Origin of the sequence: Pseudomonas sp. ML2-2023-3, assembly GCF_037055275.1 — a bacterium.
Lineage (GTDB): Bacteria > Pseudomonadota > Gammaproteobacteria > Pseudomonadales > Pseudomonadaceae > Aquipseudomonas.
In genome coordinates, this window is record NZ_CP146343.1 from 3,823,787 (window position 1) to 3,835,845 (window position 12,059).

Sequence of the window (12,059 nt, forward strand, 5' to 3'; positions counted from 1 at the left end):
CCCAATGAGGTAGCAGTGGCGGCCAGGCATGACGCCAGGCCTTGCCACGCCCCAAGCCCCCCCCAGGGAGAATCATCATGCGTGCTGCGCAATTAAAAGCAGTCCTGCCACGGGAGCTTTTGGCCTCTGTGGTTGTGTTTCTGGTCGCCCTGCCTTTGTGCATGGGCATCGCGATCGCCTCCGGGATGCCACCGGCCAAAGGCTTGATCACCGGCATTATCGGTGGCCTGGTCGTAGGCTGGCTGGCGGGATCGCCGCTACAAGTCAGTGGCCCGGCAGCCGGTCTGGCCGTGCTGGTCTTTGAAGTGGTGCGCCAGCATGGTATGGCCATGCTGGGGCCGATCCTGCTCCTGGCAGGATTTTTACAACTGGTGGCCGGACGTTTGCGCTTGGGCTGCTGGTTCCGTGTTACCGCCCCGGCAGTGGTCTACGGCATGCTTGCCGGGATCGGGGTGCTGATTGTGCTGTCGCAAATACATGTGATGCTCGACGGCGCGCCAAAGCCCTCAGGCCTCGATAACCTTGCAGGTTTCCCGCAGGCGGTGGCGCAAGCCATTCCAACCCTTGGCTGGCAGGCTGGCCTGCTGGGCCTGGCAACCATTGTGGTGATGTGGTCGTGGGATAAGCTGCGCCCGCAAAAATTGCGTTTCGTCCCCGGCGCCCTGCTCGGTGTGGGCCTGACCACGGCGGTCAGCCTGGTCATGGCCTTGCAGGTCAAGCGCGTCGAAGTCCCGGAAAACCTGGCGGATGCCATCGACTGGTTGCGCCCGGCCGATTTGCTGAGCTTTGCCGATCCCAATCTGTTGATCGCGGCGTTTGCGGTAGCCTTTATTGCCAGCGCAGAAACCTTGCTGTCCGCAGCGGCCGTTGACCGCATGCACAACGGCCAACGTTCCGACTTTGACAAGGAGCTGACGGCCCAAGGGGTCGGCAACATGCTCTGTGGTGTGGTGGGTGCGCTGCCAATGACCGGCGTGATCGTGCGCAGTTCGGCCAACGTTCAGGCAGGTGCCACCACGCGGCTTTCGGCAATGTTCCATGGCCTTTGGCTGCTGGCTTTTGTGCTATTGCTGTCCAGCGTGCTGCAAAGCATTCCGGTGGCGAGCCTGGCGGGCGTACTGGTGTATACCGGCATCAAGCTGGTAGACATCAAGGCTTTTCGCGGCCTGGCGCGCTATGGCCGCATCCCGATGCTGACCTATGCGGCGACCGCCCTCTCAATCATCTTCACGGACTTACTGACCGGTGTACTGCTGGGTTTCGGCCTGACCCTGGCCAATCTGGCCTGGAAGGCCGCACGCCTGAAAATCAGCCTGATTGATCTGCCCCAAAACGGCGAAATGGAGTTGCGGCTCAATGGCTCGGCGACCTTTCTCAAAGTACCGGCATTGACTCAAGTGCTGGCTCGCGTACCGGCAGGTAGCATCGTGCATGTGCCCCTCAATAACCTGAGCTATATCGATCACTCCTGCCTGGAGTTGTTTGAAGAATGGGGGCGGGCCAATGCCGCCAAGGGTTCGAAGCTGATCATTGAACCTCAGGGGTTGAAGCGACGCCTGGAAGGCCGACTGCGCACCACCCGTGGCCTGGGTTCAGCCACCGCCTAAAATCAAACCCCGGTAATGCCCGGGATTGGTTCCCGACCATTTGCGAAAGGCTTTGTAAAACGAGCTGGTGTCGGCAAAGCCCAAGCGCAGGGCGATGTCGGCATAGCTATGGTCGGGTTCGGCCAGCCAGCCAATTGCCAGTTCCTTGCGCACGCCGTCCTTTATCCCCTGGAAGGTTTGCCCTTCTTCCGCCAACCGACGGCGCAGGGTCGATGCCGACATGCACAGGCTTTGCGCCATCCCCGGGGTTTCAGGCCACTGCACGGCAGGCAGTTGGCGCAAGTCCTGTTTGATCTGGCTGGCCAGGCTCTCAGGATCCCGGTATTTGACCAGAATATTGGCAGGCGCTTCGGCCAGAAAACGCTTCAGCTCCTGAGCGTTGCGCTTGATCGGTGCATCCAGGCAGTCGGCGGCAAAAATCATCCGCGTGCGTGGCCGCTCAAAGCGCAGATTCTCGGAGAACATCACCTCGTAGTCTTCGCAATAGTCGGGCGCTGCACAGCGCAACTCAATGGCCAGAATCGGTATTCGCCGCCCGGCCAGCCAGCAGGCAATACCGTGCACGATCATCCAGTAGGTGAAGTAGGTAAAACCACGGTTCGCTGGTTGATCAGGCTCCTGCAAGACGATTTCCGCCAGGCTTTGCTGGCGCACTAATTGCGCCGGCAAACGCTCAAGCATCAAGGACAGGAAACCCAGCACCACCTCCAGCCCCTGCGCCAGGGTAGGCTGAGCCATGGCCGTGCGGCACATGAACTCCAGGCTGCCAGACCGCAGCTTGCGCGGATCCATGGCAAAAAACTCGTCATCCAGGCGTCGCGCCAACAGACGCCACATCCGCGCATAAACCATCGCAGGTACACGGGCATCCGGCTCGTTGAGCAACTGGGGGGCAATGCCGACCTTGTGCAGCACTTCATCCGTGGCACTACCTGGCGCACAGCTCTGCAGCAGCGCCTCTCGCACCAGATGAATGGAGATGGTGTCCTTGTTCAACATTGGCCGTGTTCCAAGCCCGATGACGTGTCGTTGACGGCCATCTTAAGCAGCACGGATCAAAAAGCCAGCAGTACCTTAGGCTTATACGGGCAACGCCAGCGGCGGTGATGACAGGCGTCTGGCCAATAGCCCGGCAAAGGCCACCACCGGCACCACAGCCGTGGCCAGTGCCAGCCACAGCAGTCCGGCAAAACCGTCTGCCACCAGTTGTCCCGCCAGCGCTGGCCCCACCATTGAGCTCAAGGCAAACGCGGCAGGAATCAGCATGATCGAGCGACCGCTCGGATCGAGCCGGGCCACGGCGGCGGTCTGGTAGATGCACCCCCAGCAGAAACCCACTTCCCAGATCCAGGCACCCAGGGCATACATCACAAATCCCTGGGCATAGGCCAACAGCAACAAGCCCGTACCGATGACAGCCAGCACCAGCAGATGCGGCCAGCGCGAACCGAGGCGATCGCCAACCAGCGCCAGGGTCAGGGCCGCCCCACCGCCCAGCAGTTTAAGCACCGCAAAAACCACGCCCATCTGCGCCGGGGCCACGTCCAGCCCGTGCCCGAGACGTTCAAGAAACGCCCATAGACCAATCTGTCCGGCACCAAATACGAAAAAAAACCCCAGCGCCCAATAGGCGGGCACCGGGAAGCGAAAACGCCCTTGAAGGGAGCTGTCTTTAGCCAAATCTGCATGCACCGCGAAGTCACTGCGCCGAGGCAACGCGAAGGCGCTCAGGCTCAGTAACAGAATCATTGCCGCCAGCACCAGCGCGCCACCGGCGTAGTGAAAATTGCTGATCACCAGCGATGGCAGCACAAACAACACCAACGCCACCAACCCCAGCTCAATCCCCTGACGCATACCGAACGCCCGCTCCTTGTTGGGCATCTCGGCCATTATTCGCAACCCGAGACACGTCATGAGCGCGGCAAAAAAACCGATCAGGGCCCACAACGGCAACTGTGCAGGCGCCGGCAGTTGTGATGATGCCAGCAACGCCAGTGCCGCACCCAACGCACAACCAAAGGTCAGGGCGCGCCAGTTGCAGCGGTCAATAAAGCCCACCGCTACCAGCGTTCCTGCAAGATAGCCAGTGAAGCAAACAGAGCCGAGCAAACCGATTTGCGTCGGTGCGAAACCGAAACTGTCCGCCAGTGAGCCCAGCAAAATAGGCAGCGTATTGAAGGGCAAGCCGCCAATGGTTGAGGCCAGGCTCGCAGCCAACATAAAAGTCAGGGTTTTACGTTGGTTCAGCAACATTGGCAGTACCCTTCGTTCAAGCAATCAATCAGCGGTTATCAACGGTGGTGATTTCACGGCGCTCGGCCATGCTCGCCGGCACACCGGCTTCGTCCGTAAAGAACTGCTGATACCACTCGCGCAGTTGATACACAGGGCCATCACCTTCAGCCAATACCGGATTGTTGACCCGAACCTTGTGGGTCCAGATATCAACGTCCTGATAGAAGGAATCCCGGTTACGTTGCACGTAATCCACCGCCAGCGCTTCGTTCTGCTCCTCTGTCCAGCCCGGTACTTTTTTGACCATGCAGCCAAAACGCAGCTCAAAGCTGTTGGGTCCGATCGGCACGTGGCAGTTAAGAAGGATGGACTTGATTTCCAGCCCTTCGAACACCGCGCGCATGCGGGTCAGGTGAGTCGCAGGGCCGTAATAGGCCGACTCTGCCACCAGATCACCCCCCAGGCGCTCAGAGTCGCCATGGAAGATCTGTTGAGCGATATGCCCTTCAAATACGTTATGGAAATACTTGGTCGGTGTGCCATGCACCGGGCCGAAATGCTGGGCATCCACTAGGTTGTCGACCAGTTCGCGGGGGTTGGTGTTGATGATCAGCTTGTCCATGTGCCAGCTGTGCAGCCACTCATCGCTGTCCATTTCGGGCAGATGGGGAATCACCACGTCTTCGGCAGGCGGCTTGCCTTCGGGGTTGTTCCACACGAACAGCAGCTTGTTCACTTCACAGGTCTGCCAGGCGCGGGTTTTGGCCTTTGGCGGTATGCGTTTGCAGTAAGGGATCTCGACACACTTGCCGCTGGCATCGTACTGCCAGTGGTGGAAGGGGCAAACCACGCGGTCATTCTCGATCGTGCCCTGGGACAGGTCGGCGCCCATATGCGGACAGTGGGCGTCCAGCACGCTGATCTCGCCCTTGGACGTGGCAAACGCCAGCAGTCGCGAGCCAAACACATTCAGGGTATGCAGCTTGCCATCACGGAACTCATCCGCTTCGCCCAGACAATGCCAACCACGGCCAAAGCGCGGCGACAAAGCGTTCTCGACGTGAATTTCAGCGAGTTTAGTCATTTTTATTATTCCTCAGGTTAAGGGCCAGGGCGCTTTACTGAGAGATCTTCACCGAGGTGAGAAACAGGCTCATCGTTCAGATGGACTAGAACACAGAGGTGTTGTAGTCGCTGCCGAGGCACGAGGCTGCGATAAGGGCCGCAGGACCTTCAAAAAACCGGGGCCGCTGCGCAGCCCATCGCAGCCTCGTGCCTCGACAGCGACTACAGGATTTGAGTGTTCAAAATCCTTGTTAACGCCAATCCTCAACAATCCCGTGTTCCCGGGCAAACGGCTGGCATTGAATGGTCTTGCGCTGATGATCGACTGCAGCCTCATTGGTTGCCAGCCACAGCATCACCGCTGCCGGCACCTCGGGCGGTGCAGAGCCTGCACGCAAGGCAATCACGCCCTTGTCACCGATGGTGGCGCGCAAGGCATCGGTGGTCACCACGCCCGGGTTCAGGGTGTAGGCGCGAATCCCCTGATCGCCGAACTCCACCGACAAAATCCCCGACAGCCGCGACACCGCAGCCTTGCCCGCACCATAGGCATAACCCCAGCCGCCCTTGCCTGCCGCCACCGGCGGATCGGTTTCACCCGCTCCGGAGGTGACATTGATCACTACCCCGCCGCCCTGCTCCAGCATCTGGCTGACCACGGCCCGGGTCAGCAGGAACGGGGTCATCATGTAGCCTTGAAACACCCGCTCCAGGGTCTCTGGCTGCAACTCCATAAAGGGCGCGTTCAGATCGCTGCCCTGATAAATCGCGTTATTGACCAGTACATCCACCCGGCCATATTCCGCAAACACCGCCTGACTGGCCGCAAGCACCGACTCACTGTCGAGCAGGTCCATGCGCACCACCAAGGCCTTGCGGCCCAGTTCGCGAATGGCTGCGGCGGTTGCGTTCAAACTGCCGGGCAACGCCGTGCCGTCAGGGTTGCGCAAACCGTGGGTGTGGTTTTCACCTTCTTCCAGGCTGCGGGCGCTGATGGCCAGATCAAAACCTGCACGGGCAAACGCCAACGCTGTTTCACGACCAATACCGCGACTGGCGCCCGTAATAAATGCCACTTTGTTCATAAGGACTCCTTTAAGGTCAGAAGCGCTGCGCACGCACCATTGCGTCCATACCACCATCGACGAACACTACGCTGCCGGTCACAAAACTGGCCTGGCTCGATTGCAGAAAAGCAACCACCCGGGCGATTTCTTCAGGCGTACCCGCACGGCCCAATGGCGCCACAAATTCACGCACCGCCTTGCCGAACCGCTCATCTTCCTTGGCTGCCTGGTGCAGCGGGGTTTCTACTGCGCCCGGCGCAACCACGTTCAGGCGAATACCTTGCGCCGCCCACTGCACCGACTTGCGCCGCGCTTCACAGGTCACCGCGTACTTGGAGCTGGCATAGGCGATGTGGGGCTGGCCCAGTGCATTGGCCAACTCCAGCGCCAGGGTCTCGTCACCGCCCAGCAAGGCTGCGACCATCGGTTGTTGATCCGCGCCGGGCTGGGTGGCGGCCACCGAGCCAATGACCAGCGCGGCCGGGTGTTGCCCCTTGGCCAGCGCATCGGCCAGGCCATCAAGCAATTCGCTGACGCCAAAGTAGTTCACCGCCAGCACCAGGCTGCTGGAAGACGCCGTCACCCCGAGCCCGGCGCAACACACCAGGCCGTCGAGCACACCGCCCGACTGTTCAAGCACCTGCGCCACGGCGGCCTCGCGCCCGGCACGGGTGGACAGGTCGGCGACCACCTCGGCATTGGCCCGGTCAATCCCGATAATGCGGTGCCCCGCAGCCCGTAATACCGCGCACACGGCGGCGCCGATCCCGGAAGCGGAACCACTGACAGCTGTAACTGGCATAAGACTTTCCTTGATGATTCAGGCGCTGGTTGGCCTGACTGAAGGGCAACTGGCAGTGGCGCTCAATCGCTACTGCCAGCCTGTATTCATTCCTTAAGCGCTTTTGCGAACGGGTCGCGCCAACTGGGGTGCTGGCACCACCACGGACTCAGCCGCTCGCAAGGCGCACTTGGGCTTTCCCAAGGCGACCACGCTGTTCAGCAAAATCCTTACCAGTTCAGTCTGACGGCGCACCCCCGTCTTGGAGAAGATCGAACGCAGGTGCGCCCGTGCGGTGTTGCGTCTGATATTCAGGTTTTCGGCGGCTTCTTCCAGTGACAAGCCGTTCGCCAGCTCCATCGCCAGCGCCGTTTCGGCTTTAGTCAGGTTGAACAGCTGCTTGGTCACCACTTCACTGGCCAGCGACTTGCCGACCGAATCACGGATATAGATCACCGCCGCAGGCTTGCTTTTGCCTTCCGCCCACTCGAGCGAAGGAATCGCCTCGACCACCAGGCCCAGGCTGACCTGCCCCGATGGCCGAGTAACGGACATTGCATCGGCCGTCACCCCACCGTCGCGTACTTCCTGGCTAAAGGCGTGCTTGACCAGACGCTGCAGCTCACGGTTATCGCTGGGGTAAGTGGCCTCCAGCCGGCCGCCCACCAGTTTCAAGCCATCAGCATTCTTGAGGATTTCTTCAGCAACCGGGTTAAGGCGCAGTACCTTGCCGGTTTCGTCGAGCACGATGGTGGCCACGGACAGGCGGCTGATGGCCTGCGCGTAAAGTTCGCTCATGGACTCGCTGCGATCGAGCAGGTTGTGCAGGTGCAGGGCCCGGCGCAGATGCGGCAAGAAACTGCTGCACAATGCTCGCTCGGCACTGGAGAATTTGGGAGACGTTTTGGGCCGGGTAAGACGAAAGCGCAGCTTGCCGCCGTCGGGAGTCGAAATATCGGCGCCCATCACATGATAGACATCCTGCTTGGCACAGTAGGCTTTGAAATACGGCGACTGCACCCACTCGGACTCGCTCATCAGGTCTTCAACCGTAAACACCTGATCAAGCGCCTGCCCGGCGAACGGAGTGTTGGCTTGCGGGTAGGTCTGATACGTCAACTCACCCTCGCCTTCGATATCACCAGCCACAATCATCAAGCCCAGATCGGGCTGATCCGGCACCCGCAGAATCAGGGTCGCGTAGTTGGCCTTGAACATGCTGCGAACGGCACACAAGGTACGACCCATCACTTTCGGGTCCAGCGCACCGTCGTAGAAGTTACCGACCATTTGATCGTAATCGGCCAGTTCGAGCCCCAGACTGGCCAGGGTTTGGTGGTTCAGGGTCACTGTATCCACGGACGTATCCTCGCATTGGGTCAGGTTCAAGACCTGCCCTTTTTATTGTTCTTATTACTAGCGGTTGTCTCTGCGCAGCCACTGCAACCGCAGCTGCGCAAAAACGCCTCAGTGTCTCTTTATGTTCACCGTCATACAAGCCCGGCAAGCTGTCTGTTTCAGCGGTTTGAAGCGTCCTTGGCGGCAACGCTCTGCTTGAGCGGGTAATGCCCTGCAGGTACGTCCCGGACGTGGGTTTTAACCCTGACCAACGGGCGACCCAAATTGAACCAGGCGGCCAGCGCTGGCAGCAGAAAGATGGCTCCGAGCACGTTGACCAGGAACATGAAGGACAGCAGCACGCCCATGTCAGCCTGGAACTTCAACGGTGCAAAAGCCCAGGTACAGACCCCGATGGACATGGTCAAAGCGGTAAACACCGCCGCCGTTCCGCGTTGGCACATGGCCTGGTAAAACGCGTTGCGCAGGTCTTTGCCGTCGGCCATCTCATGGGCAATACGCTCGTAAAGATAGATCCCGTAATCGACCCCGACCCCCACACCCAACGCCATCACCGGCAGCGTGGCAACCTTCAGGCCGATGCCCAGGGTGGCCATCAAGGCGTTGCACAGAATGGCGACAATCGCCAATGGCACCAGAATGCACAGCACTGCCCGCAATGAGCCGAAGGTCAGCCAGCAGAACAGCGCCACCGAACCGAACAGGGCTGCCAGCATCACCACCTCGGCCTGTTTGACCGCTTCGTTGGACGCAGCCATCACGCCCACGTTGCCGCCCGCCATCAGAAACTCCACATTCGGCCCTTGCAAACCGGCAATGATGCGCTGGGTTTCGTCGACCACATGACTCACCGTCGCCCCCTCGTGGTCGGTGAGGAACACCAGGATCTGCATCCGCTGGCAGCCTTCGGTCACCAATCCGTCGTCCGGCATATACGCCCGGGAGCCCTGACTCAAACCACGCTCGGAACCCGGGATCGCCGACCAGCGCGGGTTGCCTTCGTTATTGCCGGCAATCACGGTTTTGCCCATGCCCGCCACACTCTGTACCGACTGCACGCCCTCGACGCTACGGATCTGAAAGTCGAACGACTCGATCGCGCGCATCACTTGAGGCGCCAGGCAACCCTCTTCAATGCCTTTGACCCGTACAAACACCGACATCACATCCAGTCCGATGGAATAGCTGTTGATGATCTTCTGGTTGTCCTGGTTGTAGCGCGAGTCTGCCCGCAGTTCCGGCGCGCCGACGCCAATATCGCCCACCGCCAGGTCCCGGGCCTTCCAGGCGCCCACGCCGAGCAGCAACAGGCTGACCACGAACACGGCCAGCGCCGGTTTCGGCTCGGCCAGTGCCGACAGGCGCCACCACAATGCGTGCTTGCCCTGAACCTTGAGGCCTTGAGCCAAAGCGCTCGGTTCGAGTTTCAAGTACGACAGGATGATCGGCAGCATCAGCTTGTTGGTGATGATCATCAGCATCACACCAATACAGGCGGTCACACCCAGTTCATGCACAATGGGAATGTCGATCAGCATGATCACGCCAAAGCCCAGGGCGTTCATCAGCAAGGCCAGGGAGCCCGGAATGAATATCTTGCAAAAGGCCCCCTGCGCCGCCTGCACCGAAGAGCTGCCGCCCAGCACGTCCTGTTTCCAGGCATTGGTCATCTGCACGGCATGGGACACGCCAATCGAGAAAATCAAAAACGGCACCAGAATCGACATCGGGTCGATCCCGAGCCCCAGCAAAGGCAGCAGCCCCAGCAGCCAGACGACCGGCAGCAGCGCCACAGCCAGAGCGACAATCGTCAGGCGCCATGAGCGTGAATACACCCACAGCATCAGGGCCGTAATGACAAAGGCAATCACAAAGAAGCCGATCACCGTGGTCAGCCCTTCGACCACATCCCCTACCAACTTGGCAAAGCCGACGATATTGATTTCGATGTCATCGTTGCTGTATTTGGCGCGGATATCCTCAAGCCGTTGGGCCACCTCTGCATACGACACCGACTTGCCGGTTTGCGGGTCCATATCCTGCAAGTCGGCGCGCACCATCGACGAAGTCAGGTCATTGGCCACCAGGCGTCCGATCTGCCCCGACCGGGCAACGTTATTGCGCACCTGGGACAGATCTTCGCCCGAGCCGATAAAGCGCGGCGGCACGACCACATCGCCAAAAAAGCCGTCTTCGGTGATTTCGATGTACCGCACATTGGCAGTAAACAACGAGGTCACACTGGCGCGGCTGACACCATTGATGAAGAACACGTCATCCGTGACCTTGCTCAAGGTATCGAGGTACTGGCGGTTATAGATATCGCCCTCACCCTTCCACTTCACGCTGACCAGAAAGCGGTTGGCGCCGGTGAAGTACTGGCTGAAGTTGAGGAAGTTGACCATGAACGCATTGCGCACCGGGATCTGCTTGTTAAAACCCGGATCCAGCTGGGTGTGCGTTGCGCTGTAACCCAGGGCCAGCGTCAGCAATACAAACAGCGCCAGCAAGCTTTTGCGCCATTTGATCAACAGATCGGCAACGTGCTCGACCGCGCGATTTACTGCACTTTTTTCGCTACTCACTGGGCACCTCCGAGCGCAGCAACGCCGTCATTGGCCCCCTGAAACACACCGCGCTCCCCCCCCACCAGCAAGCGCTGGGCGCCGATCAATACAGCTGAAGTCAACGTACCCAGCCCTGGCAGGCGTGTGGCACTGACCAGACGACCATTGCCGTCCAGGCGAACCACAGAACTGCCCGCACCCACAATCAGCAGACCGCCGCCATTGGGCAAGAGTGCATGCCCGTAGAGCGGCAACTGATTGCCCACCTTCACAGGTTCCCAGGTCTGGCCAAAGTTCTGGCTGACGAACACATGCCCGCGCATGCCGTAAGTGACCCAACGGTCGGGGGTCAGGCGCACCACACCGAACAATGAGCCGTTGTAGAACGGTTCCAGTTTCTTCCAGCTGAGGCCCGCGTCGTCACTGCGCAACACCAGCCCCTGCTCACCCACCACCATCCGCCGACCATCGGCACCGCCGTCCATGCCATTGAGGTGAGCACTGTCCACCTCCAGCGGCTGGGCTTGCCAGGTGCGACCGTCATCATCGGACTGGTAAAACTTGCCAAAGCTGCCGAACGCCAGCACGCGATTACCGCCAGCACTCCAGACACCCAGCAAAGGCTCGGCGATGTCGCCATCAAAGCGGACCTCGGACCAGTTTGCGCCTTCATCTTCGGAGCGCAGGATCCAGCCATCATGACCCACCGCCAGCAGGCTCTTGTCTTCAAGGGCTACCAGGGCGGTGAGGGTCAGATCACGTTGTGGCTTGACCGCGGCGGCCTTCCAGGACTGCCCCTGATCATCGCTGAGCAAAATATTGCCGCGCTCACCCACCGCTACCACACGCTTGTCGAGGTACAGCATGCCGTTGATTTGCAGGCGGTCAGGCCGCAACTGAGCAGAAGCGACGGTCGATGCAGGGCGGGGGGAGAAGGTAAACGCGATGGTTGCAGCGACAATCAGGCAAACCAGATAGCCGATCATTGAGCGCATGGTTGATGCCTCGCTGCACGATTCAGTTGCTGGGCAGAGTTCATGCAGCCAGTCCTCTTTTTTATTATCTTGGATGCTCTGGATTACTCCTCGCAGAGGTATCCAGAACCTGGCTTCGATCATCGGACTGGTCAGTCACAGACACATCGTCCAAATGGCCTAGCCCGGATGGAGGAGTGAAAAAACGGCCATGGAGAATAGTTTTGCGCCTGTAGTCGCTGACGAGTGGAACGAGGCTGCGATCGAGCGCGCAGGGGCGCAGGGGCGCACCAAACCGGACGCAGCCTCGCACGGCTCGTCAGCGACTACAGATTCACGCTTACCCCCGTCGTAGCAGTTGACGAGTAGAACGAGGCTACGTTCGATCGCGCAGCGGTCGC

Annotated in this window: 9 protein-coding genes; 1 reads left to right on the top strand and 8 read right to left on the bottom strand. The window is 60.0% G+C overall.

What is annotated here, in order from left to right; all coding sequences use genetic code 11:
* Nucleotides 1-77 precede the first annotated feature (77 nt).
* A complete protein-coding gene (locus tag V6P94_RS17520) occupies nucleotides 78-1,607 on the top strand; it encodes a SulP family inorganic anion transporter (RefSeq protein WP_046808657.1) in 1,530 nt (509 codons plus the stop codon).
* Here the strand turns inward: V6P94_RS17520 and V6P94_RS17525 are convergent.
* The 8 genes from V6P94_RS17525 to V6P94_RS17560 form a co-directional block, all read right to left on the bottom strand.
* Nucleotides 1,593-2,606, bottom strand: a complete 1,014-nt coding sequence (locus tag V6P94_RS17525; protein WP_326397770.1) for an AraC family transcriptional regulator — start codon at nucleotides 2,604-2,606, stop codon at nucleotides 1,593-1,595. The two genes, V6P94_RS17520 and V6P94_RS17525, sit on opposite strands and share 15 nt — an antisense overlap.
* 81 nt (nucleotides 2,607-2,687) lie before the next feature.
* Nucleotides 2,688-3,863: an MFS transporter gene (locus V6P94_RS17530; protein WP_322149489.1), complete on the bottom strand. Its 1,176-nt coding sequence runs from the start codon at nucleotides 3,861-3,863 to the stop codon at nucleotides 2,688-2,690.
* A 28-nt stretch (nucleotides 3,864-3,891) separates the two neighbouring features.
* Entirely contained in the window at nucleotides 3,892-4,929 is a 1,038-nt protein-coding gene (locus V6P94_RS17535; RefSeq protein ID WP_046808654.1) for a Rieske 2Fe-2S domain-containing protein, read from the bottom strand.
* Nucleotides 4,930-5,161: 232 nt separating this feature from the next.
* Nucleotides 5,162-5,995: an SDR family NAD(P)-dependent oxidoreductase gene (locus V6P94_RS17540; RefSeq protein ID WP_046808653.1), complete on the bottom strand. Its 834-nt coding sequence runs from the start codon at nucleotides 5,993-5,995 to the stop codon at nucleotides 5,162-5,164.
* Between the two features lie 16 nt (nucleotides 5,996-6,011).
* The gene (locus tag V6P94_RS17545) at nucleotides 6,012-6,779 is read right to left on the bottom strand and encodes an SDR family oxidoreductase (RefSeq protein WP_019826476.1); all 768 of its coding nucleotides are present in this window, start codon (nucleotides 6,777-6,779) and stop codon (nucleotides 6,012-6,014) included.
* A gap of 93 nt (nucleotides 6,780-6,872) precedes the next feature.
* Nucleotides 6,873-8,117, bottom strand: coding sequence for a helix-turn-helix transcriptional regulator (locus V6P94_RS17550; protein WP_019826478.1), 1,245 nt, complete (start codon nucleotides 8,115-8,117; stop codon nucleotides 6,873-6,875).
* Nucleotides 8,118-8,275: 158 nt separating this feature from the next.
* Complete coding sequence (locus V6P94_RS17555) at nucleotides 8,276-10,702, bottom strand: RND family transporter (protein ID WP_019826479.1); 2,427 nt, start codon at nucleotides 10,700-10,702, stop codon at nucleotides 8,276-8,278.
* Entirely contained in the window at nucleotides 10,699-11,679 is a 981-nt protein-coding gene (locus V6P94_RS17560; protein WP_326397769.1) for a YCF48-related protein, read from the bottom strand. The genes V6P94_RS17555 and V6P94_RS17560 overlap by 4 nt, the downstream gene beginning before the upstream one ends.
* Between the last annotated feature and the right edge of the window lie 380 nt (nucleotides 11,680-12,059).

Coding starts and splice junctions, on each gene's coding strand:
- V6P94_RS17530 (WP_322149489.1), bottom strand. CDS start 3,863: ATGTTGCTGAACCAACGTAAAACCCTGACTTTTATGTTGGCTGCGAGC.
- V6P94_RS17525 (WP_326397770.1), bottom strand. CDS start 2,606: ATGTTGAACAAGGACACCATCTCCATTCATCTGGTGCGAGAGGCGCTG.
- V6P94_RS17535 (WP_046808654.1), bottom strand. CDS start 4,929: ATGACTAAACTCGCTGAAATTCACGTCGAGAACGCTTTGTCGCCGCGC.
- V6P94_RS17540 (WP_046808653.1), bottom strand. CDS start 5,995: ATGAACAAAGTGGCATTTATTACGGGCGCCAGTCGCGGTATTGGTCGT.
- V6P94_RS17545 (WP_019826476.1), bottom strand. CDS start 6,779: ATGCCAGTTACAGCTGTCAGTGGTTCCGCTTCCGGGATCGGCGCCGCC.
- V6P94_RS17560 (WP_326397769.1), bottom strand. CDS start 11,679: ATGCGCTCAATGATCGGCTATCTGGTTTGCCTGATTGTCGCTGCAACC.
- V6P94_RS17520 (WP_046808657.1), top strand. CDS start 78: ATGCGTGCTGCGCAATTAAAAGCAGTCCTGCCACGGGAGCTTTTGGCC.